The organism is Arthrobacter sp. CP30, assembly GCF_053470025.1.
Window position 1 is genome coordinate 458,839 of record NZ_JBQEMM010000001.1, and the last position, 21,898, is coordinate 480,736.

The 21,898-nt window shown below is 66.0% G+C and carries 18 protein-coding genes and 1 pseudogene; 6 read left to right on the top strand and 13 right to left on the bottom strand.

Annotated elements, in window-relative coordinates; all coding sequences use genetic code 11:
• Positions 1-75: 75 nt before the first annotated feature.
• The 11 genes and pseudogenes from ACTIMO_RS02325 to ACTIMO_RS02375 form a co-directional block, all read right to left on the bottom strand.
• Positions 76-1,170, bottom strand: coding sequence for a Gfo/Idh/MocA family protein (locus ACTIMO_RS02325; protein ID WP_422390787.1), 1,095 nt, complete (start codon positions 1,168-1,170; stop codon positions 76-78).
• Positions 1,155-1,850, bottom strand: coding sequence for a ThuA domain-containing protein (locus tag ACTIMO_RS02330; protein ID WP_055766735.1), 696 nt, complete (start codon positions 1,848-1,850; stop codon positions 1,155-1,157). Before ACTIMO_RS02330 ends, ACTIMO_RS02325 begins: the two co-directional genes overlap by 16 nt.
• Positions 1,847-2,077 (bottom strand): annotated as a pseudogene (locus tag ACTIMO_RS02335) (hypothetical protein); the annotation flags it as partial. The gene ACTIMO_RS02330 and the pseudogene ACTIMO_RS02335, both read right to left, overlap by 4 nt.
• 43 nt (positions 2,078-2,120) lie before the next feature.
• Positions 2,121-3,299 (bottom strand): Gfo/Idh/MocA family protein, encoded by a 1,179-nt coding sequence (locus tag ACTIMO_RS02340; protein ID WP_448181488.1) that lies wholly within the window; start codon positions 3,297-3,299, stop codon positions 2,121-2,123.
• Positions 3,300-3,592: 293 nt separating this feature from the next.
• A complete protein-coding gene (locus ACTIMO_RS02345; protein WP_448181370.1) occupies positions 3,593-4,342 on the bottom strand; it encodes a YfbU family protein in 750 nt (249 codons plus the stop codon).
• Between the two features lie 172 nt (positions 4,343-4,514).
• Positions 4,515-6,020, bottom strand: coding sequence for an arabinosylfuranosidase ArfA (gene arfA / locus ACTIMO_RS02350; RefSeq protein WP_448181371.1), 1,506 nt, complete (start codon positions 6,018-6,020; stop codon positions 4,515-4,517).
• A 312-nt stretch (positions 6,021-6,332) separates the two neighbouring features.
• The gene (locus ACTIMO_RS02355) at positions 6,333-7,589 is read right to left on the bottom strand and encodes an endo-1,4-beta-xylanase (RefSeq protein ID WP_448181372.1); all 1,257 of its coding nucleotides are present in this window, start codon (positions 7,587-7,589) and stop codon (positions 6,333-6,335) included.
• Positions 7,586-9,931: a beta-xylosidase/alpha-l-arabinosidase gene (locus ACTIMO_RS02360; RefSeq protein ID WP_448181489.1), complete on the bottom strand. Its 2,346-nt coding sequence runs from the start codon at positions 9,929-9,931 to the stop codon at positions 7,586-7,588. The genes ACTIMO_RS02355 and ACTIMO_RS02360 overlap by 4 nt, the downstream gene beginning before the upstream one ends.
• 34 nt (positions 9,932-9,965) lie before the next feature.
• Positions 9,966-10,838: a carbohydrate ABC transporter permease gene (locus ACTIMO_RS02365; protein WP_055766721.1), complete on the bottom strand. Its 873-nt coding sequence runs from the start codon at positions 10,836-10,838 to the stop codon at positions 9,966-9,968.
• Positions 10,838-11,863, bottom strand: a complete 1,026-nt coding sequence (locus ACTIMO_RS02370; RefSeq protein ID WP_448181373.1) for a carbohydrate ABC transporter permease — start codon at positions 11,861-11,863, stop codon at positions 10,838-10,840. The genes ACTIMO_RS02365 and ACTIMO_RS02370 overlap by 1 nt, the downstream gene beginning before the upstream one ends.
• A 9-nt stretch (positions 11,864-11,872) precedes the next feature.
• Positions 11,873-13,174: an ABC transporter substrate-binding protein gene (locus tag ACTIMO_RS02375; protein ID WP_448181374.1), complete on the bottom strand. Its 1,302-nt coding sequence runs from the start codon at positions 13,172-13,174 to the stop codon at positions 11,873-11,875.
• Positions 13,175-13,294: 120 nt separating this feature from the next.
• On the opposite strand from ACTIMO_RS02375, the gene ACTIMO_RS02380 reads away from it, so the two are divergent.
• The 6 genes from ACTIMO_RS02380 (at position 13,295) to ACTIMO_RS02405 (ending at position 19,856) form a co-directional block, all read left to right on the top strand.
• Positions 13,295-14,311 (top strand): LacI family DNA-binding transcriptional regulator, encoded by a 1,017-nt coding sequence (locus ACTIMO_RS02380; protein WP_448181375.1) that lies wholly within the window; start codon positions 13,295-13,297, stop codon positions 14,309-14,311.
• 200 nt (positions 14,312-14,511) lie between these two features.
• Positions 14,512-15,534, top strand: a complete 1,023-nt coding sequence (locus ACTIMO_RS02385; RefSeq protein WP_422390791.1) for an NAD-dependent epimerase/dehydratase family protein — start codon at positions 14,512-14,514, stop codon at positions 15,532-15,534.
• A gap of 245 nt (positions 15,535-15,779) precedes the next feature.
• Positions 15,780-16,163 (top strand): cupin domain-containing protein, encoded by a 384-nt coding sequence (locus tag ACTIMO_RS02390; protein ID WP_422390792.1) that lies wholly within the window; start codon positions 15,780-15,782, stop codon positions 16,161-16,163.
• Positions 16,108-16,320 (top strand): zinc-binding dehydrogenase, encoded by a 213-nt coding sequence (locus tag ACTIMO_RS02395; protein ID WP_422390793.1) that lies wholly within the window; start codon positions 16,108-16,110, stop codon positions 16,318-16,320. The genes ACTIMO_RS02390 and ACTIMO_RS02395 overlap by 56 nt, the downstream gene beginning before the upstream one ends.
• 277 nt (positions 16,321-16,597) lie before the next feature.
• Positions 16,598-17,329, top strand: coding sequence for an HAD family hydrolase (locus tag ACTIMO_RS02400; RefSeq protein WP_448181490.1), 732 nt, complete (start codon positions 16,598-16,600; stop codon positions 17,327-17,329).
• Positions 17,330-17,375: 46 nt separating this feature from the next.
• Complete coding sequence (locus tag ACTIMO_RS02405) at positions 17,376-19,856, top strand: glycoside hydrolase family 65 protein (protein ID WP_448181376.1); 2,481 nt, start codon at positions 17,376-17,378, stop codon at positions 19,854-19,856.
• A 170-nt stretch (positions 19,857-20,026) separates the two neighbouring features.
• Here the strand turns inward: ACTIMO_RS02405 and ACTIMO_RS02410 are convergent, their stop codons facing one another.
• The gene (locus ACTIMO_RS02410; RefSeq protein WP_055766699.1) at positions 20,027-20,353 is read right to left on the bottom strand and encodes an L-rhamnose mutarotase; all 327 of its coding nucleotides are present in this window, start codon (positions 20,351-20,353) and stop codon (positions 20,027-20,029) included.
• Between the two features lie 72 nt (positions 20,354-20,425).
• On the bottom strand, positions 20,426-21,895 hold the full coding sequence (locus tag ACTIMO_RS02415; protein WP_448181377.1) for an arabinose isomerase: 1,470 nt from the start codon (positions 21,893-21,895) through the stop codon (positions 20,426-20,428).
• Positions 21,896-21,898 lie beyond the last annotated feature (3 nt).

A 21,898-nucleotide genomic window follows, 5' to 3' on the forward strand; every position in this document is an offset into this window, starting at 1 on the left:
ACGTTCTGCGGAACTGCGGTCAGAGAGATTCCAGGAGACGGCCTCTCCCGTCGTCGACCCAGGGGCAACCGTCCCTCACAGGGAGGTCAGCGGCACCAGGGGGGGTCTGACCACCGTGCTCCGTATCGTCTCGGCCCTCCCGCTGGAGGTAGAAGTCAGCAGCGATTCCATGACGTCGAGTACGTGGTAGGCGAGGTTGCCGTTCGCCCTGTGCTGCTCGCCGTTCGGCGTTGATGCCATGTCGGCGAGCCCGTACCCCCTGCCCGCACCGGTGTATCCCGCGCTGACGGGCAGCACCGTCCACCCGTCCTGATCCCCGTTCCCGAGGTTGCAGATGGACACCTCGCCGTCGAAATAATTCGGATCAGGAACGGTGAGGCTGGCCAGCTCCCCGTGAATCTCGATATTGGAAGCCCGTGTTCGTACCGCATCGAAACTCATGACCAAGGTGGACAGAGCTCCGGACTCGTGGACGAGGACGCCGGTAACGTGCGTGTCGATGGAGACGGGTACGGTCTGCCCCGCGCGCGGACCGGATTCGATGGTCCGCTCCTTCCGCGTGTGGCTGGCCGCACCGATGACGGACGTGACCGGCCCCAGCAGGGTGACGAGCGCGGTGACGTAGTACGGGCCCATGTCCAGCAGGGGACCGCCACCGGGGACGTAGTAGAAGTCGGGGTTGGGGTGCCACCGTTCGTGGCCCGGTGCCATCATCGTGGCCGAGGCCGAGATCGGGCGGCCGATCATGCCGCTGTCGATGGCATCGCGGGCTGTCTGGATGCCTGTCCCGAGCACGGTGTCGGGCGCACACCCGATGCGCACTCCGGCTTCGGTGGCCAGGGCGAGCACCTCCCGTGCTTCATCCGTGCTCGCAGCGAGGGGCTTTTCGCCGTAGACGTTCTTGCCGGCAGCGATGGCCCGGGAAGCCACTTCTGCGTGGGCGGCAGGGATCGTGAGGTTCAGGACCGTGTCGATCCCGGGGTCGGCCAGGAGTTCGTCCACCGTCAGCGCCCGCACGCCCTCCTGCGATGCGGCGACGGCTTCCGCGCGGCTGAAGTCGAGATCCGCCACCGCCCTCAGATTCACCGATTCCAGCGACGGCAGGGTCTTCAGGTACTGGGCCACGATCGCTCCGCAGCCGATGATTCCGACGTTCAACGGCTCGCCCACAGCAAACCCCTTTCGATGATGGTTCGGACGTTCGGATCATCGAGGATCTCGACGCGGTGACCGGGCGTCGAGACGAAGATGCGTCCCTCGCCCCACTGCCGGGTCCAGACGGCCGGAGACGTCACGGGACGGTTCCACGGGTCCCAGTCACGGACCGCCTGGGTCGTGGTCGCGAGCACGTCAATGTAGTCGTCCGCCAGGACCCAGTACTGCTCCGTGACGAGGTCGAAGTCCCCGATCCCCTGCATGATCGGATGGTCCGCCGCAGCCGGCAGCACGGTGACCCGATAGGGCACGTAGTTGTCGGACTGCTCGCCGATCCTCTCATCCGGATGCTTGCCCGGATGGCACGCGAACTGCCCCCCGATGAGATGGAGGTAGTCCGACTCGTTGCGGTAGGAATCGGCGATGCCGCCGTGCCATCCCGCGAGCCCGGTCCCCGCTTCGATGGCGGCCCGCAGCCCGATGAACTCGTCCTTCTCGATGGTGTTCATCGTGGTGCATTGGAGGATCAGGTCCACGGTCGACAGGTAGTCCGCATCCGCGTAGATCTTCGGCGATCCCTCGACCCGGACGGTGTACCCGTTCTCGCGGAGGAACGGGATGAAACGGTCCGTAGCCTCAACGGGCTGGTGACCGTCCCACCCCCCGCGGACGACGAGTGCTTTCTTCATGGTCATGATCCTTCTTTCGTGGAGGCGTGCTCGGATACGTCAGGGGTGCTCGCGTGCCGCACCGGGCAAGCGGCGTCGACGGCGGCAGCAGACGGGGCCGGGCGTGCCGGCTCTCGGACGAGCGCCAACGCTCGTGGTGCGCCGATGAGCCGGTCCATCCCGGCGTCCTCCCACTCGATGCTGGTGTGGCCTTCGTAGCCGATCGAGTCGAGCATGCGGAAGATCGGGTTCCACAGGAGGGTGACGGGGCGCGGTCCGATACCGGCCGGGGCAGCCTCAGACATGCTGCCACCCCGAGTCGTTCGCTGCGCTTCGCTCGATGGCGTGCAGGACCTTCTGGACCCCAAGGGCCTCGTCGAAGGACGGCGAAGGCACCACGCCGTCGGCGATCGCCTGCACCAGGTCCACGACCTGGTGCGTGAACCCGTGCTCGTAGCCGAGGCCATGCCCGGCCGGCCACCAGTTCCCGGTGTAGGGGTGCACGGGTTCGGTGACATTGATGGTGCTGAAGCCCGAGGTCTCGGCGGGCTGAGTGCCGTCGTAGAACTCCAGTGAGTTCATGTTCTCGAAGTCGAAGGCGAGCGAACCGAGGCTGCCGTTGACTTCGAGCCTCATCGAGTTCTTCCTGCCGAGCGCGAAGCGCGTGGCCTCGAACACCCCGATAGCCCCTGAGTCGAAGCGTGCGCTGAAGACGGCGGCGTCGTCGACCGTGACTGTTCCGGTGTCCCCGTCACTGGCGCCCTGACCGCCCAGGCCCACGAGGGTCCCCCCGAGTGGGCGCTCGTTCACGAACGTGTTGAGGAGACCGGAGACCCCCGTGACTCGCAGGCCTGAGACGTACTGCGCGGCGTCGATGCTGTGCGCTCCGATGTCCCCCAGCGCACCCGAACCGGACCTGCTCCTGTCCAGGCGCCAGGTCATCGGCGCAGTCTCATCCGACAGCCAGTCCTGGAGGTACTGGGCGCGGATGTGCCGGATGGTCCCGATCCTCCCCTGCCCGACGAGCCGCCGGGCGAGGGCGAGAGCCGGAGTGCGGCGATAGGAGAACCCGCACATCGCGAAGACACCCTTCGCCGCGGCGGCCTGCGCTGCCGCCGCCATGCGCTCCGCCTCCTCGACCGAGTTCGCCAGCGGCTTCTCGCAGAGCACGTGCTTGCCGGCTTCCAACGCCGCGATCGCGATCTCCGCATGCGTATCCCCGGGGGTGCAGATATCGATCAGGTCGAGGTCATCACGATCCACCAGGGCCCGCCAATCCACCTCGGTGTCCGCCCATCCCATCTTCCCGGCCGCGGCCTTCACGGCACGTCCGTCCCGACCTGCGAGGACGGCGAGCTCGGGATGAAGAGGCAGGTCGAAAAAGCGGGGCGCGGTGCGCCAGGCATGGGAGTGCATCGCTCCCATGAAGGCATAGCCGACCATACCGACCCGCAGGGCGGGCTTGTCTGTGGACATCATGAGGCTGGTAGTTCCTTTCATCAAGAGAATCGAGCAAGAATTTCGCCCTCACCCTAGGCAGCGAACGAGCTGCCCGGTTTCCCGATCACAGCAAGATCTTCGACGACGGGAAACGGCCCACCTGCAGTCATCCGCGTCACACGTAGCAGTCAGAAGCTTCTACTGGTCGGTCATCAGCAGATCGCCGGTGGCAAACGTGGAAGGCCCTGACCGAGACGAAGAAGTCACCCCGGCCGCTCCTCCGGACCCGCGCTCGGGATGCTCACGTCCGCGATGTCGCCATCCATCCATCAACCCCGCTCATCCGGTACGTTCTCCAGGACCTGCCTGATCTGCTCTTCTGACAAGTGCCAGCGCGTGCCGTCTCTCACTACCTGGCTCCAGAGAGGTTTGAAGGCCCGCAGCATGGATCTGTAGGTCGGCAGCATCTCGGTAGGCGAGACGCCGCCCTTCGCCAGGACCACATCAGCTTGTTCGGTCCATCGGTCGTGCTTCACGAGGTATCTGGCGTAGCCGAGCATGCGACTCTCGAGTGGATGGTTTCCGTCGAAACCACGGAACGTACCGTAGCGCTCGTCCACCCCGATGTGCTGCCACCCCCCGTCGAGGGCTCTGGCACTGGCTCCGATGACCCGGAACATGTCGAAGATGTCCCAGACGAGCTCACATTCCGCCTGAGACATCGGAGTGACTATCCCAGCGAACTCCGCCGAATAGTCCCCGACGAATCCGCTTTCCAGAATCTGGATCGCTTGGACCTCATCGTCCTTGTTGTAGTAGGCCTCTCCGAGGTCTCCCTTCGCTGCCAGAACCAACCGGTGCGCCTGAACGAGCATCCTGCGCTCGAAGGGTGATAGATCAGGGTTGTCGACGTCCAGGTCCGACCCATCACCATCTGGGCCCTCTCGTACTTCGAACTGCATATTCTCGGCGAGTTGGTCCCGAATGTAACGACTGAGCGTCACATCGTGCAGCCGCGCTGCTTCTGCAATCCGATCTCGCAGCTCATCGTCGAGTCGTATCGTGACGGTGGTGACCATGCAGGCCTCCTCTCGGGGCAGATACCCTTGCGCGGGTCGGTCGGCACTGACGTGAGTCATGAGGGGTAGATCCTTCGTACGAATATGTGTGCCGGCGCATCCAGCCTCGAATCCGGGACTCAGGCCTTTGTCACACGGCATCCCTGACGTGGTGAGCGTCAGGACCGGAGAGCTACCTGAGGCTGATGGCGGACCAGGACACAGGCGGAAGGATCAGGGTGAGCGTCCCTTCGTTGAGAGCGACGCTCCCGAGTGGTGCGAGGCCGACCCGGTTCTGGTCCTCGAACGTGTTCTTCGCGTAGACGTCGTCATCGTGCAGGGTGAGTGCCTCGGTGATCGTGGTGGCTCCCAGATCGGAGACGTCGATCGAGACGTCGATCGATTCGGTTCGACTGCGGTTCACGAGGAACACTGCAGACGAGCCGGCCTCCCCATCGATTGTTGCAACGGCGTCGACGAGAAGGGCAGGGCCGTAGACGGAAGTCTCGTAGGTGGCCACCTCGATGATCGGGCGAAGGATCTGGCCTCGGGCCAGGCGTGCCGTGACCGAGAAAGGGAAGAACGTACTCTGACGCCATGCAGCACCACCTGGCTCGGTCCTGATCGGCGCGATGACGTTGACGAGTTGTGCCAGCGACGCAGAGGTGACTCTGTCGTGGTTCTTGAGCAGGGTGATCAGGAGGTTGCCGAGCACGACGGCGTCAGCGACGGAGTACACGTCCTCGAGCTGGCGGGGTGCATAGGTCCACTGGTCATCGACCTGTCCGGACGCTTGATGCTCGTCGAGATACCAGATATTCCACTCGTCGAAGGACAGGTTGATGGTCTTGTCGCTGCGCACCTTGTGTTTGACGTGGTCAGCGGCGGCGACGACGGCTCGGATGAAGTACTCCATGTCCAAGGACGAGGCGAGGTAGGAATCGAGGTCACCACCGCGCTCCTGGTAGTACGCGTGACAGGAGATGTAGTCCACATGTTCATAGGCGTGTTCGAGCACGATGCGCTCCCAGTCGCCAAAGGTGGGCATCGAGGACCCGGAGGATCCACAGGCCACGAGTTCCAGGGTCTTGTCCGCCGCTTTCATGGCCTGTGCGGTCCGGGCAGCGATCTGGCCGTAAGCGTCGGCGCTCATGTATCCGGTCTGCCACGGTCCGTCCATCTCGTTTCCCAGACACCACATGCGTATGTCGTAGGGCTCCACAGCGCCGTTGGCGATGCGTTGGTCGCTCAGTGCCGTTCCTGCTGGATGGTTGGCGTACTCCAGGAGGTCAAGGGCACTGTCGATCCCACGAGTCCCGAGATTCACCGCCATCATCAACTCCGAGCCGGTGAGTTTGCACCAGCGAGCGAACTCGTCGATTCCTACGTGGTTCGACTCCAGAGCATGCCAGGCGAGGTCGCGCCGTACCGGGCGTTGATCGCGTGGTCCCACACCGTCTTCCCAGCGATAACCCGACACGAAGTTGCCACCCGGGTAACGGATGGTGGTCGATCCGAGCTCCTTGACGAGCTCGACCACGTCGAGCCGGAACCCGTCCTCATTGGCGGTGGGATGATCGGGCTCGTGAATCCCGCCGTACACACACCGGCCGAGGTGCTCGACGAACGACCCGAAGATCCTGCGGTTCAGGGGTGCAACGATCGCTGAACGTTCAATACTGATACGGGCATCGGTCACAACATGATCCTGTCCATCATTACGTCTGAGGAAACTCTTCCCTCAGAGCCCGGGCCCCCCGAGCGGCGCCATGCCCGGGGCCTTGGCCCTGGTGTGGAACAAGGAACTGCTCGGCATCGCTCCTCCTGAGCGAGGCGTTCCTCCATCGCCGTCATCGCCTTCATGCACAACACCTCGCAGGACGTAGGGGCGGTGTGAGGATCGCCCGGACCCACCACCGGTCCGAGGAATGACGAGGTCGGCCGCGTTCCGGGCCGTGTGACGAGTTGCCGGGTGCAGGTGGTTGCGGTCCGGTTGGCGCGACGATCGGAGTCAGCACAATCGGATCGCGTCCGTCTCACGCCCCCGGGAGAGCGAGACGGGGGCGCTCCGCCCGTCGCGCGTGATCACGTAATCACCGAAGAACCCTGCGATCGACACCTGTCCGTCATGATTCGTGCGCATCGATGTTCGAGGCAGCCACCATTCGTCCTTGATCAGCGACCGCAGTGCATGGAACGAGGGTTTCGGCGTGCCGTCGGCCCGGACCATTCCGCCCGGTGCGCCGAGCCATGCTCCGTCGTCGGTGAAGCCCCAGTACGTGATGGCGTGCACCGCTGGGTGACCCACGAGCGAACGATAGTGGCGGACGATCTCATCGGCTTGCCTGGCCTCTCCATCGGGTGTCGATGGCCAGGAGGGGATCTGATAGTCGTTGAGGTCGACGATCTCCGGTGGCATGAGGTCCCCCGACAGCAACGTGGTCTCCGTCAGATGGAGGGGCAGCCCGAAGCGGGCGAACCGGTCGACCATCGCGAGCATGGTCTCTTCTCCCCAGTACCCCTGATGCATGTGCGTCTGCAGGCCGATCGCGTCTACGGCGATCCCTGCTTCGAGCACGCCCTCGATCAGGGCTTCGTAGTCCGTCGACAGGTCGAAGTCATTCAGGACGAGAGTTGCCGACGGGTTGGCGGCGCGAGCTTCCTCGAACGCGAGCTGGATCATGGGCACGCGGCCGATGCTCTGCGCGAGCCGGGTGATGCCGTTGTCCTCTGCGGTGAAGACGGGCATGATCACGACCTCGTTGATGGCGTCCCACGTGTCGATCACCCCTGAGAAGTCGGTGACCTCGCGTCGGATCCTCTCGCGTTGCAACCGCTCGATCTCCGCGACCGGTAGACCGGTGAGCCACTCGGGCGCGAGTGTGTGCCAGGTCAGCGGGTGCCCCTTCACCGTCACGCCGTGCCCAGCGAACCACGAGGCGGCCCGCAGCAGTCTTTGAGTGTCGGGCCTGCCGCGGGTCGGCTCGAATCCCCGCCAGTAGAACGGAAGGGTCGCAGTGTTGAAGACGTCCAGCCACATCGTCCCGAGCTCCGGCAGGCCGTCGAGCTGCGCCCCGCCGGGAACGGGCTCCGCCGCGGTGTCCTGCGCGGTCTCACCATTGGCCAGCGGGATGAAGTCGAAACCGATGTTGCCGAAGGCGAACTCGTGACTCTGCTGTTCCACGGTGACATGTGCGTTGCGCACAGGGTCGCCGACGGCGTCCAGCACCCTGATCTGCATGGTTCCCCGGCGGTGATCGACACTCATGAGGCGCTGCGTGCAATCTCGGTGAAGCTCGGGTGGAAGGCCCGGTCGAAGCCGACGACGCGGGCTTCACCGGCGAGCTGCACCGAGTGCGTGATCCGCAGATCGGTACTCGATGCCCCGAGAGTAAGGACGATCTCCCCCGGTTCCACGACCCGCTGGCCGTTCCTGCCGGTGAAGCTGGTGACATCTGCGGGGACGTGTACCGAGAGTTCGACGGATTCGCCCGGGTTCAGGTCGACGCGCTGGAATCCGACGAGACGCTGCACCGGGCGCACCACTGACGCGACCGGATCGTGGACGTAGACCTGGACTGTCTCCGTCCCGGAGCGGTCCCCGGTATTGCTGAGACGGAGGCCGAGGGTCGCCGTGCCGTCGACTCCGACCGTGTTCGGTCCGTGCTGGCCGGCACTCCAGTCGAAGGTCGTGTAGCCCATCCCGTGCCCGAACGCGAAGGCTGCGGTCGGGTCGATGCTGGACACGTCGTTGGAGCGCGCAAGGGGAGCGGCCAGATAGGTGGACGGTTGCGTTCCCTCCGAGGCCGGGATGCTGACGGGCAGGCGTCCGCTCGGATTGACCCGGCCGGAGAGGATGCCGGCGAGTGCTCCGGTTCCTTCTTCTCCTGCGAAGAACGCCTGCACGATCGCACCGGCGCCCGTGACAGCGGATCCGAGCGCGTACGGTCGTCCGGCGAGCAGCGTGACGACTGCAGGAGTCGATGTCGCCAGCACGGCGTCGAGAAGGTCCTGCTGGGCTCCGGGGAGACGGAGCGACTCGACATCGCACCCCTCACCGCTCGTACCGCGGCCGAAAAGCCCGGCCCGGTCACCGAGGGCGACGACGACGACGTCGGCCCGCGTCGCAGCCTCCACGGCTGCTGCGATCCCGGCGGTCTCACCTCCGTCGATCGTCGTGCCTGGCACGTACTCGATGTCAGCGTCGGGAAACTCGATGCGGAGGCTGGCCAACAGTGTCGGCAGTTCGATGCCGAGGGGCGTGTCGGGATGCTGCACGCCGACATGCGCGGGGAACGAGTAGCAGCCGAGCACGGCGAAGGGGTCGTCGGTCGTCGGCCCGACGACGGCGATCCGGCGGGGAGCGGCGAGCGGAAGGATCCCGTCATTGCTCACCAGCACGATGGATTGCTCGGCGATCTCGCGGGCGACCGCCCGATTGCCGGCGTTGTCCAGGTCGATGGTGCCGCGGATGCCGTCCGCCGTGTCCACGTCGACGTCCCGCAACGCTTCGGGGGTCGCATCCCAGTCCGGATCGAGCAGCCCCAGTTCGACCTTCTGGCGCAGCACGCGCCGGAGCGCGCGATCGACGACCGACTCGGGCAGCTCGCCCGACCGGACCGCTTCAGCCAGCGGTGCGCCGAAAGTCTTCACGGTCGGCAATTCGACGTCAACGCCCGCAGTGAGCGCGAGAGCGGCGGCCTCGCCCCACGACCCTGCGACGCCGTGCAGCATTTTCAGGAAGGCGATCCCGAAGTAGTCGGCCACGACCGTGCCGTCGAAACCCCAGGCGTCGCGCAGGACTCCGGTGAGCAGCGACTCGTCCGCCGCCGATGGCACACCGTCCATGTCGGTATAGGAGTGCATGACCGAACGCGGCTTGCCCTCCCTCATGACCATCTCGAACGGGACGAGCAGGACATCGGCGAGTTCACGCGGCCCGACCGACACCGGCGCGAGATTGCGGCCGGCCTTCGACGCCGAGTATCCGACGAAGTGCTTGAGCGTTGCGACGATCCCTGCGGACTCCAGGCCACGGACGTACGCCGTTCCCATGGTGCCGATGAGGTACGGGTCCTCCCCGATCGTCTCCTCCACGCGACCCCAACGGGCATCCCGCACGACGTCGAGCACCGGGGCGAGGCCCTGGTGGATGCCGACCGAGCGCATGTCGGAACCGATGCGGCGCGACATCCGCTCGATGAGCCCCGGGTTGAACGAGGCCCCCCAGGCGAGGGGCACCGGATAGGCGGTCGCCCCCCAGGTGGCGAAGCCGGCGAGGCACTCTTCGTGCGCGACAGCCGGGATGCCGAACCGGTTGGATGCTGCGATCCGACGCTGGCTGCGGAGGAGGGACAGCGCTCCGAGTGCCGGGTCGACCGGAGCCGAGCCGAATGGCCGAGTCAACTGGCCGAGCCCGTTCGGCAGGAGAGCGTCGAGGTCGATGACGTCGTCCATGTCGTTCTGATGGGGTGCAACGTCTCCGCCCTCGGTGGACGCTCCGACCCAGACGCCGAACAACTGGGCGATCTTCTCCTCGAGCGTGAGCTCGGTCAGGAGTGCTTCGGCACGGTCGGAAGCAGATGCGGTCACGTCGTGCCATGCCGGCATGGTCGTCGTGGATGTCGTGGTGCTCAAGGGGGTCCTAACCTTTGACGGCGCCGGTAAGTCCGCCGACGATGCGACGCTCGAACAGCGTGAAGAATATGAGTGCCGGAATCATGGACAGGGAGGTGAAGGCGAGAACCTTCGCCGTGTCCACCGAATACTGCGACGCGAACGCCTGGACGCCGAGCGGCAGGGTGTACGTCGCCTGGTCACCGAGGATGAACAGCGGCAGGAGATAGCTGTTCCAGCTCGCTACGAACGCAAGGATGCCCGTCGTCACCACGCCCGGCAGCGACAGGGGAACGACCATCCGGAAGAAGAAGCCCAGCCGGCTGGTCCCGTCGATCGACGCCGCCTCTTCGATCTCATCGGGGATGGCCTTGAGGAACGGCACCAGGATGATGATCGTCACCGGCAAGCCGAAGGCGATCTGCGGGAGTATCACGCCGGCGAGGCTGTTCATCAGGCCCAGTTCCCTGACGAGGATGTAGAGCGGCGTGATCGCCACGGTCATCGGGAACATGAGCCCGGCAGCGAACAGTGAGTACATGGCCCCGCGGCCGGCGAACCTGTACCGCGCGAGGACAAAGCTCGCCATCAGGCCGAGCACCACCACACCGATGGTCGTAGCGAGACCGGCAATCGCCGAGTTGCCGACCTGCTGCCAGAAAGTCCGGCTCGCGAGCACCTCCGCATAGTTGTCGAAATTCCACGGATCCGGGAACCCGGCGGGCGAATTGGTGATCTGCGAGTTGTCACGGAACCCACCGAGGATGATGTAGACGACAGGTCCGAGACAGAGTGCGATGAAGACGAAGGCGATGAAATAGGTCGCCGGGCTCCCCCACTCCTGGCGGTCACTCGGCGGACGCTTCTTGTGCAGGCGTGGTGGAGCTTCGAGAACAGCCATCACTTCTTTCCTTCTGTGAGGGCACCGGCAGTGTCGCGTGAAAGGACGAACCGCTGGTAGATCAGTGCGATGACGAGGGAGATCAGGAACATGACGACGGCGACAGCACTGCCGTAGCCGAAGTTGCCGGACGTGCGTCCGTTGGCGACCATGTAGGTGGCCATGGTCGAGGTCCCAGCAGTGGAGGCGACGTACTGGCCCCAGATGATGAAGACCAGGTCGAACAACTGCAGCGAGCCGATGATCGACAGGAACGCCCAGATCCGCAGGGTCGGCCCGAGGAGCGGCAGCGTGATAGTGCGCTGGATCTGCCAGTAGCTGGCTCCGTCGATCGCGGCCGCCTCGAACAATTCGTCGGGGATGCTCTGCAAGCCGGCGAGGAAGAGGATGACGGCGAAGCCGATGTACTTCCACGAGATGATCACCATCAGTGACCAGATGGCGATACTCGGATCGGAGAGCCAGTCCTTCTGGAAAGCTCCCAATCCGATGCTGTCGAGCAGGCCATTGACCGAACCGGAGGTCTGCAGCATGAGACCCCAGCCGATCCCGACGATGACCTCGGAGATGATGTACGGGACGAAGATGAGCACCCGGATGATCGAGCGGCCCCGGATCTTCTGGTTGAGCAAGAGCGCGAGGACGATCGCGATCGGTCCCTGGATGACCAGCGAGAGCACCAGGATGAACCCGTTGTGGCGCAGCACGTCGTGGAACGCGCTGTCCTGAAGGATGATCAGGTAATTCTCGAAACCGACGAAGTCGGTGGCCGGACCAAAGCCCTTCCAGCGGAAGAAACCGTAGTAGCCGGCGAGGACGACCGGGAAGATCACGAAGCTGACAAACACGAGGATCGCCGGCCCGGCCAGAAGGATGATCTCGAGGCGCTTGCGCCAGTCGGTTGCACGCCGTCTGGGTCGCGGTGCGGCAGGGGATGCCGCATGAGCGCCATCCCCTGCCTCAACCGTGCCCCGCGGCGGCTGCTGGTCCGTCATCGACGGAGCACCCCCTGCAGGTTGGATCATGATCTGCTGCTAGCCCTTGGCCGCTGCGTCGCTCATACCGGCGACGATGTCCTCGGCGGTACCCTGACCGGCGAACATGTCGACGGCGCCCGTGTTCAGCGCATTTCCGACGTTCTGTCCGAAGAGGGTGTCGAGCCACACGGTGACGTACGGTGCTTCGTTGTACGCCTCGAGGATCGACTGGAGCGCCGGATCAGTGACAGCCGCCTGGGCGTCCTGGTTGGCGGGGATCGTCTGGAACGCCGCTGCGTAGCCTTCCTGCTGCTCCTGCTGCATGAAGAAGTTCAGGAAAGCGGTGCACTCTTCCTGGGGTGCCTGAGCGGAGCAGGTGAATCCGTCGACACCGCCCATCATGGCGCCAGGCTCCCCGTCGCCGCCGTCGACCTCCGGGAACGGGAACCACCCCAGGTCCGGCAGAGGCTTCTCGTCAGGAGTCAGCGAAGCGATGACACCGGGGTTCCACGCTCCCATGAGCTCCATGGCTGCCTTCTTGTTGGCGAGGAGTCCGGCAGAGCTACCCGCGCCCTGCTGCGCCGAGGTGGTGAGGAATCCGTTGTTGAACGGCTCCGTGTCGACAAATGCCTGCAGGTTGTCACCGGCCTCCAGCCAGCACGGGTCATCGAACTCCATGGTGTCGGCGGCCGTGTTGATGGCGTCCTGCGAGCAGGCTCGAACCGCGAAGAAGTAGTACCAGTGAGCAGCAGGCCAGGCATCCTTCGCGCCGACCGCGATGGGATCGATGCCCGCGCCCTTGAGACCGTCGACGGCTGAACCGAGCTCGTCGATGGTGGTCGGTGTTCCTTCGACGCCCGCTTCGGTGAGGAGGTCCTGGCTGTAGTAGATGCCACCGGGCAGCAGGGCTGTCGGCATGCCGTAGATCTTGCCGTCGACCGCGAAGGCGTTCAGCACGCTCTCGGGCACAGCGGCTTTGGTGGCGTCGTCGATGGAGTCCGTGATGTCCATGGCCTGCCCGGCCGCGACGACATCTGCGAGCTTGCCGCCGCCGCGCGCCATGAAGATGTCGGGTGCATCGCCGGAGTTCAGCGCCGTCTGGAGCTTCCCGTCCATCTCTTCGTTCTGGATCGACTGGATCTCGATCGTGACACCCGGGTTCGCCTCCTCGAATGCTGCGGCGGTTTCCTCCCAGTACGCCTTGCCGGCGCCGGTGGTCGAGTTGTGCCAGAAGGTCATGGTGACATCGCCACCGTCTTCCGCTGCTCCATCGCCGGATCCACACGCCGACAGCCCGCCGAGGGCGAGAGCTGATACCGCCCCGACGGTCAGCAGCTTCCTCATGTTGTGCTTGTTCATCTTTGAACACCTCTCGAAAGTTTCGACATTTTCGTCGAAGACACCTAGTGTGTGGTGAGCGTAACAGTGATGGCCGGGTGTGACGCAAGTGTTTGCCGCAAGAGGTTGGATTGGATCCCGATGATCGACTCAGGCCGCAAGGTCAAGCTCAATGAATTGGCTGCGGAGGCCGGTGTTTCGCTCTCCACGGTCTCCAAGGTCCTCAACGGCCGTTCGGACGTGTCCGCGCGGACGAGAACGAAAGTCGAGGATCTTCTCGGTAAGCACGGGTACCAACGACGCCCCGGCTTGCCCAACAGGGACACCTTGATCGAGCTCGTCTTTCCCGAACTCGAAACGGCGTGGGCCATGGAGATCATTCGAGGAGTCGAAAATGTCGCTCGTACCAACGATTTGAGCGTCGTCCTCACGGAGTCGGGCGACCGCCACTCCCCGTCGCCGGCCTGGCTCACCGGGGTGCTCCGCAGGCGCCCCGTCGGGGTGGTGCTCGTCTTCGCCGATCTCGCAGCTGAAGCCAAGGCAACTCTCCAATCGCGTGCCATCCCGTTCGTGATCATCGATCCGGCCGGAGATCCGGCCTCGGACGTCCCCGCGATCGGGTCGGCGAACTGGTCCGGCGGCCTCGTCGCCACCCGCCATCTCATCGAACTGGGCCACACCCGGATCGCCGCGATCACCGGTCGCGACGACATGATGTGCTCCTTTGCCCGCCTCGACGGATACCGGTCCGCCATGAACACCGCCGGCATCGAGATAGATGACCGCTTCGTGCGATTCGGTAACTTCCGGGTCGATGGTGGCCGCAGTATCGCTCGTGAACTTCTGACGATGCCCGACCGCCCCACAGCCATCTTTGCGGGGAGCGACCTCCAGGCGCTCGGCGTCATCGAGGCTGCGAGGACCCTCGGCCTGCGTGTGCCCGTTGATCTGTCGATCGTCGGGTACGACGATCTTCAGCTTGCCCAGTGGTCCAGCCCTGCGCTCACGACCGTGCATCAGCCTCTGACTGCGATGGCTGAGGAAGCGGCGCGGCTCGTGATCCGCATGAGTGAAAGCACCCTCAGAACCATCCCGCGGATGGACCTCGCAACGCGGCTCGTCCTCCGTGACAGTACGGCCGCGCCGATTGCGGGCTGACGAGACGGGGTTGATACGACCCGAGATCGACCGCGGATCGTCTCAATGACCCGACAGCGAACCCTTCGTCGATGGTGACGGGAACAACGAGGTCGACGGAGGCACAGGACAGCCTGTGCCTCCGTCGACCGCAGCCCAGCTCTTACTCATTCCGGTCCCTCAGCGGCGTATCGTCAGGGACCGTACAACAGGCGGGTTCCATGAATTATCAGGAGACAACCATGCAGGGCTTGAAAGTATTGTTCATCGGCGGGAGTGGAGTGATCAGCACCTCCTGCACGAGACAGGCAGTCGACGCAGGGATGGACGTCTATCTCCTCAACCGAGGAAGGAACACCCTGCGTCCGGTTCCCGAGGGCGTCACCACGTTGATCGCCGACTCCCGGGACAAGCAGGCGGTCCTCGATGCCACAGCCGGTCACATTTTCGACTGTGTGGTCAGCTGGGTCAATTTCACTCCCGAGCAGGTGAAGCAGGACATCGAGATCTTCGCCGGACGTACCCGACAGTACGTCTTCATCAGCTCGGCCTCTGCCTATCAGACACCGCCGACGCACATGCCCGTACTGGAATCGACTCCTTTGAGGAATCCCTTCTGGGAGTATTCGCGCAACAAGATTGCCTGTGAGGACCTGCTCACCACGGCTTATCGCGCGGAAGGATTTCCCGTCACGATGGTGCGACCCTCTCATACCTACGATGAGACACTGGTCCCGTTCGACGGAGGATGGACCGTTGTCGACCGCATGCGCGCCGGGCGGCCCGTCATCGTGCCCGGAGACGGAACCTCCTTGTGGACGATCACCCACAGCCGCGATTTTGCGAGGGGCTTCGTCGGTCTGCTCGGAAATACCTGCGCGATCGGTGAAGCTGTGCACATCACCAGCCAGGAGGCCCCTTCGTGGAACCAGATCTATGCCCAGATCGCGGAAGCTGCCGGCGTCCCCGACCCCGTCCTGGTCCACGTGGCCTCGGAATCCATTGCCGAAGCCGACCCCGAGTGGGGCGCAGGTCTACTGGGCGACAAATCGCACACGATGATTTTCGACAACTCGAAAATCCGCTCGTTCGTCCCCGGATTCGCGGCCAGGATTCCGTTCAGCCAGGGCGCTCGAGAGATGATCGCCTGGCATGACGCGGACCCGGGACGCCGAATAGTCGACCCCCGGATGGATGCCCTGATGGATCGGCTCGCTGACGTCTACGCACCGCGTCCTCTCTGATGGACGAATGATGTCCTGCACCTCGCCGGGGCAACCTCTCCATTGCTGATACGAGGATCACGTCGTCGACCTCGGTGTATGTCCGGGCACTTCCTGGAGCGGGTATCTCGTGCCCGGACAGCACCCGCCCTGGGGCAGGCCGAAGCCCCGATCGGGCAGCTTCGGTGCGACGGGCATCGATCATCGCCCGCGGCATCATCCACGGTTCACCGTCCGTCATTCGCACCCTGGTGGACACTGGTGCCATGACCGACTTCTCCGGAACAGACATCGCCGCCGAACTCCGACAGGTGACCAGGCACTGGACCCCGCGCGTCGTGGGGCAGGTGAATGATCAGTACATCAAGGTGGCCAAGCTCCTCGGGGAACTCGTCTGGCACGCCCACGAGCACGAGGACGAGATGTTCCTCGTGGTCTCGGGGCACCTGCGGATCGAGATCGACGGACAAGCGACCGTGGAACTGGCACCCGGGCAGTTCTACGTCGTACCGCGCGGCGTGCGGCACAATCCCGTCGCCGAGGAGGAAGTGCACATCGTCCTCGTCGAGACGGTCACGACCTCCCACACCGGCGATGTCGCGGTTGCGGGCTCGGTTCCGATCGCCGACCAGACGAGTCACCTGGCCTGAGGCCCGCAGCGCCGTCCGTCCCGGCCCGGGGGCCGGGGTGATCCCCGGGCTCGTCGCCCTCCGGGTGGAACGACGCTACGCCCTCGCCGACATCGCCGACGCGCACCGGCGGGCAGCAGAAGGTCACACAGTCGGCAAGCTGGTCGTCACCCCCTGACCGGGCAGGACCGTCCGCTGCCGGCACGGGGGACCGTGCCGGCAGCGGACGACCGGTGGGCGCCCCGTCATCCTGCGCACCCTCCACCTCCCCGGGGTAGGATGGCGGCGCAGGGTTGCGCTTTACATGGGCGGAAAGTCGCGTGTCCTCGCACCCGACGACGTACCCGAAGCACCACCGAGGGTCGTCGCCGACTCCGCCCGACACCATCGACTCCGCGCAGGCGGGATGGTGTACCGACCCTCCCGAAAGCCACTCCGTGCACCCTTCCCCCGCCATGGCCCGGCTGGCCTCCCTGCAGGCCCTCCTCTTCGACCTCGACGGCGTACTGACCCCGACCGCCGAGGTGCACATGCGTGCCTGGGCCCGCCTCTTCTCCGAATACCTTGCGGGCCGGGGAATCGACCGCCCCTACACAGACGAGGACTACTTCACGCACATCGACGGACGCCCGCGATACGACGGCGTCAGGGCCCTGCTCGCCTCCCGCGGCATCACCCTGCCCGAAGGTTCACCCGAGGACGCGCCGACGCTGGACACGGTGTGCGGCCTCGGCAACCGGAAGAACCGGACCTTCAACGAGACCCTCGAGGAACAGGGTGTCGCGGCCTACCCCGGCTCCCTCGCACTGCTCGACGCCGCGCGGACGGCCGGCCTCCGGACGGCCGTCGTCACCAGTTCACGGAACGGCACAGCGGTGCTCGCGGCGGCCGGCCTCACCGCACGTTTCGGCACCGTGGTCGACGGCCTGCTGGCGGCGGAGCTCGGCATCGCGGGTAAGCCGGCCCCCGACACGTATCTCCACGCGGCGGAACTGCTCGGCCTTCCGGCCTCGGCCTGCGCCGTCGTCGAGGACGCCCCCTCCGGGGTGGCCGCCGGTCGTGCCGGTGATTTCGGGCTCGTGATCGGCGTCGATCGCGGCGTGGGTGTTGCGACACTCCTGGGCGACGGGGCGGACGTCGTCGTGGACGATCTCGCCGAACTGATCCCCTTCCTCGCCGCCGGCTGACGCCGCCGCTGCCTGCCCGCTTCCGCTCACCCAGTACAGGAACCCCATGATCTTCCCCCCAGCAGACCCCGTGGACCGCAACCACTTCCCGGTGGACGAGTGGGCCCTCGTCGAGACCGAGTTCGACGGCGCCCATGCGGGCCGCAACGAGACCCTCTTCACCGTCGGCAACGGCTATCTCGGGATGCGCGGCAACCTCGATGAGGGGAGGGACGGCTACGACGCCGGCACCTTCATCAACGGATTCCACGAGACTTGGCCCATCCAGCACGCCGAGGAGGCCTTCGGATTCGCCCGCGTGGGCCAGACGATCGTCAACGTGCCGGATGCCAAGATCATCCGGCTGTACGTCGACGACGAGCCCTTCGTCCTCACGCGCGCCGACATCCTCCGGCACACCAGGCGTCTCTCCTTCCTCGACGGCGTCCTCACCCGCGAGATCGAGTGGCGGACGCCGTCGGGCAAGCGTGTCCTCATCCGCTCGCGCCGCCTGGTCTCCTTCACCGACCGGCACCTCGCCCTCATCGACTACGAGGTGGAGATGCTCGACGCCGACGCCTCCATCCTCATCTCCAGCCAGATCCTCAACCGGCAGGACGGCCTGGACGAGTACCACGTCAGCGCCCCGGTCGACGGGGAGTCCTTCGACCCCCGCAAGGCGGAATCGTTCCGCGACCGCGTGCTGCAGCCGCGGCTGAAGCGCTCCGACGGTCCGCGCTACCTGCTCGGCTACAGCACCACCAACTCGCGCATGACCATCGCCTGCGCCATGGAGCACGAACTGCTCACGGACAACGAATGGGACCAGAGCTCGCACATCGAGGACGACCTCGCGAAGCACGTCTACCGCGTCCGCGCGAGGCCCGGCCATCCCGTCCGCCTCCTGAAGACCATCAGCTACCACACATCCCGCAGCGTGCCCGCCCGAGAGCTCGCCGACCGCTGCGGGCGCACCCTCGACCGCGCCCGCGAGACGACGGTGGAGGAGCATTTCGGCAAGCAGAAGGACTGGCTCGCCGACTTCTGGACCCGCTCCGACGTCGAGATCGAGGGCCAGCCCACCGTTCAGCAGGCGGTCCGCTGGAACATCTTCCAGCTCGCGCAGTCCACCGCCAGGACCGACGGCGGCGGTATCGCGGCGAAGGGCGTCTCGGGCTCCGGGTACGGCGGGCACTACTTCTGGGACACCGAGGTGTACGTCCTGCCGTTCCTGAGCTACACCGCGCCCACCGTCGCGCGGAACGCACTGCGCTTCCGGCAGTCGATGCTCGACTCCGCCCGTGCGCGCGCCGGCGAACTGAACCAGCGCGGCGCCCTCTTCCCCTGGCGCACCATCAACGGCCAGGAGTCCTCCGCCTACTACGCAGCGAGCACCGCGCAGTACCACATCGACGCCGACATCTCCCACGCCATGATGCAGTACGTGGCGGCGACGGGCGACGACGACTTCCTCCACCGCGGCGCCGTCGACGTCCTCGTCGAGACAGCGAGGATGTGGGCCGATCTCGGGTTCTGGCGGAGCAACGGGGATGACAACTTCCACATCCACGGCGTCACCGGACCCGACGAGTACACGACGGTGGTCAACGACAACCTCTACACGAACGTGATGGCGCGGGCTAACCTCCGCTCCGCGGTGCGCGCCGTCGAATCACTCGCCGACGTGGATCCCGCCGCGCACGCCCGGATGGTCGCGCGGCTGGACCTCCAGGAGGACGAACTCTGGGAATGGACACATGCCGCCGAGAGCATGCACATCCCGTTCGACGAACGCGCCGGCATCCACCCCCAGGACGCCGCGTTCCTCGAGAAGGAGCTCTGGGACCTCGAGAACACTCCCCCGGACAAGCGCCCCCTCCTGCTCCACTACCACCCTCTGGTGATCTACCGCTTCCAGGTCCTCAAGCAGGCCGACGTCGTCCTCGCGCTGCTCCTGCAGGGACACGAGTTCACGATGCAGCAGAAGCGATCCGACTTCGAGTACTACGAGGCGCTCACCACAGGGGACTCCACGCTCTCCGCCGTGGTGCAGTCGATCATCGCCGCCGAGGTCGGCTACCACGACCTCGCGCTGAGGTACTTCATGTCCTCGCTCTTCGTGGACCTCGCCGACCTGCACCGGAACACGTCCGACGGCATCCACGTGGCCTCGACCGGCGGCGTGTGGAGCGCCCTGGTGTACGGCTTCGGGGGCATGCGCGACCACGGGGGCCGCATCACCTTCGAGCCGAGGTTGCCGGTCGCGTGGACGCGCGTGACCTTCCGGGTCACCCTGCGGGGGACGCGACTGCGCGTCGAGGTGACGCAGCAGGCCATCACGTTCACGGTCGAGACCGGTGACACCGCGACCGTCTGGGTCCACGGCCGGCCGGTGACGGTGACGGCGTCCGGTCCGGTCACCGTGGCGCTCGAGGACCAGGGCCCACGCCTCACCGGGACGCCGACCACGAGCGACATCGAGGGGAGCAGGCGTGCCGACGGCTCCCTGGTCACGGCCTCGATCCCCCGGATCTCCGTCGACCCCTGAATCGGCACTCCCTGTCCCTGCGGACGGAACGAATCAGTGTCTGGCGGCAAAGGCGACGATCCCGGCAGGACCGGCCCTCGAGGGACCCGACAGGACCGGCCTCGATGGACCGCGAGACGCGAGGCCGTGCGGGACGTCCGGCTCCGGGCCGGGACAACCCCGCCACTGCCCTACAGCTGGTCCTCGAGGTGGAAGACTTCCTCGAGGCGCAGGAACCCCTCGTCCGGGCGCCCCTCCAGCGCGACGAAGAACGGCGCCATCTCCGCCTGCCACCGCCCGTTGACCTCCGTGGCAGCCATGGCGGCCTGGGACGCGGCGAAGTCCTCGCACTCCATGTAGCCGATCAGCATCCCGTCCGGCCGCAGGAACAGGGAGTAGTTGTCCCACCCCGTGTCCTTCAGCGCCCGCGCCATCTCCGGCCAGATGGCTGCATGCCGCTCCCGGTACTCGGGGATGCTCTCGGGGCGGATCTGCAACTGGAAGCAGACGCGTTCCATGGGTTCTCCTTGATGTCTCGATGATCTGTGGTCGGTCCGTGGTCGGTCTGTGGTCGATCTGGGGGTGGGCTGTCAGAGGGTGACGTGGCGGTGCTCGACACCGAGGAGGGACGCGGCCGCCTTCACATCGGCCGCACGGTGCCCCACGCACAGTGCCCAGTGGTGGCCGATGCCGGTCTGGCTCCACGCGTCGACCCACAGTCCGGGGTCACCGCCGAAGTCCACGCGCGACGTCGTATTGCCGATCGCCAGGAGAGGCCCGGGTACCACGGTGCCCTCGGACGTGACGAAGACGTAGGAGCCGTCCGGATCCTGGCCGATCCCGAAGGTGGTGACCGGCCCGTGGCGCACGTCGAACTCGACCGAGACGCCCCACCCGCGCTTGCCGTGGAAGACGCCGAGCCCGCGCAGGAGCGGGTCCGCGGCGCTGACGGCAAGATGGGCCGGCCCGTCATGGCCCATCTCCACCACGCCGTCGAAGAAGTTGAGGGCCTGGATCTCCGTGAAGGATCCGCCCGCGCCCATGGCCTGGGCGGCGAGCATCGCGATCGAGGTCCGCAGTTCGTACTCGCCCGCCATGGGGACGCCGCGGGCCGTGAGGATCGAAGCCCCGAGGATCATCCCCGCTCCGAGCCGCTCGTGCTGCTCGCCGGCGAGGCCCCGGTGGTAGTAGGCGAGCGAATCGAGGTCGAACTCGGCGACCAGCCGATCGAGTCCCACCGACACCTGCGCGCCCCAGGCGAAATCGCCGTCGTCCACGGACTCGTCGACGCTGAAGAGGCTACGCGCCAGCGCCAGGCGCTCACGCACCTGCTCGTCGGTCACCTCGGCGACGAGCTCGCGGAGGTCGTCGAACTCGAGGACCTCCACGTGGGAGCCGAAGGTCGTCGACACCGAGGTCAGGTCCGTCGAGACGTCGAGCATGCCCGGATAGACGTGGCCCATGAGTCCGTGGCGGGCGTGGCGCAGCCGGCCGCGGACCCCGGCGGCGTGGACCCAATGGTCGATCCGCGCCCAGGCGGACTCCTGCGTGAGGTAGCCGGACACGGAACGGAAGGGTATACCGGCACGCTTGAACACGTTCGCCACCTCCGGCACGGGGCACTGGCCGCAGTACGCGAGCCATGTCCCCGTGTCGACGTTCGCGTGGTCCATGGCCTCGGTGGGCTGCAGGTCGATCACCAGGACGGGCGTCTTCGCGCGCTGGGCGATCGGCAGCACCATCGAGGACGTCAGGTAGGTGGTGAGGAAGATGACGATCAGGTCGCAGTCCGCGCGGCGCAGCTCTTCGGCCGCCACGGCAGCCTCACGGGGATCGGACACGAAGCCGACGTCGGTGACCTCGGCGTCGAGGGCGGTGAAGCGCTCCGTCACGTACCGTGCCGACTCCCTGAGCTGCGGGAGCAGGTCCGGGAACTGGGGCCAGTAGGCGCCGAGCCCTCCGGACACCAGGCCCAGGCGGGTCGGCCGGCGTCGGACCGGTTCGAGCAGTCCTGACAGGGCGGGCGATGCGGAGGGCGCACCCGTGGAATCGGTGGTCATGGT

What these genes read in the sequence shown, in the direction of transcription:
- ACTIMO_RS02385 (WP_422390791.1), top strand. Translation starts at nt 14,512, where the DNA reads ATGAATTATCAGGAGACAACCATGCAGGGCTTGAAAGTATTGTTCATC.
- ACTIMO_RS02395 (WP_422390793.1), top strand. Translation starts at nt 16,108, where the DNA reads ATGTCGCGGTTGCGGGCTCGGTTCCGATCGCCGACCAGACGAGTCACC.
- ACTIMO_RS02345 (WP_448181370.1), bottom strand. Translation starts at nt 4,342, where the DNA reads ATGGTCACCACCGTCACGATACGACTCGACGATGAGCTGCGAGATCGG.
- ACTIMO_RS02365 (WP_055766721.1), bottom strand. Translation starts at nt 10,838, where the DNA reads ATGGCTGTTCTCGAAGCTCCACCACGCCTGCACAAGAAGCGTCCGCCG.
- ACTIMO_RS02390 (WP_422390792.1), top strand. Translation starts at nt 15,780, where the DNA reads ATGACCGACTTCTCCGGAACAGACATCGCCGCCGAACTCCGACAGGTG.
- ACTIMO_RS02330 (WP_055766735.1), bottom strand. Translation starts at nt 1,850, where the DNA reads ATGACCATGAAGAAAGCACTCGTCGTCCGCGGGGGGTGGGACGGTCAC.
- ACTIMO_RS02340 (WP_448181488.1), bottom strand. Translation starts at nt 3,299, where the DNA reads ATGTCCACAGACAAGCCCGCCCTGCGGGTCGGTATGGTCGGCTATGCC.
- ACTIMO_RS02400 (WP_448181490.1), top strand. Translation starts at nt 16,598, where the DNA reads ATGGCCCGGCTGGCCTCCCTGCAGGCCCTCCTCTTCGACCTCGACGGC.
- ACTIMO_RS02405 (WP_448181376.1), top strand. Translation starts at nt 17,376, where the DNA reads ATGATCTTCCCCCCAGCAGACCCCGTGGACCGCAACCACTTCCCGGTG.
- ACTIMO_RS02360 (WP_448181489.1), bottom strand. Translation starts at nt 9,931, where the DNA reads ATGCCGGCATGGCACGACGTGACCGCATCTGCTTCCGACCGTGCCGAA.
- ACTIMO_RS02375 (WP_448181374.1), bottom strand. Translation starts at nt 13,174, where the DNA reads ATGAACAAGCACAACATGAGGAAGCTGCTGACCGTCGGGGCGGTATCA.
- ACTIMO_RS02410 (WP_055766699.1), bottom strand. Translation starts at nt 20,353, where the DNA reads ATGGAACGCGTCTGCTTCCAGTTGCAGATCCGCCCCGAGAGCATCCCC.
- ACTIMO_RS02415 (WP_448181377.1), bottom strand. Translation starts at nt 21,895, where the DNA reads ATGACCACCGATTCCACGGGTGCGCCCTCCGCATCGCCCGCCCTGTCA.
- ACTIMO_RS02380 (WP_448181375.1), top strand. Translation starts at nt 13,295, where the DNA reads ATGATCGACTCAGGCCGCAAGGTCAAGCTCAATGAATTGGCTGCGGAG.
- ACTIMO_RS02370 (WP_448181373.1), bottom strand. Translation starts at nt 11,863, where the DNA reads ATGATCCAACCTGCAGGGGGTGCTCCGTCGATGACGGACCAGCAGCCG.
- ACTIMO_RS02355 (WP_448181372.1), bottom strand. Translation starts at nt 7,589, where the DNA reads ATGAGTGTCGATCACCGCCGGGGAACCATGCAGATCAGGGTGCTGGAC.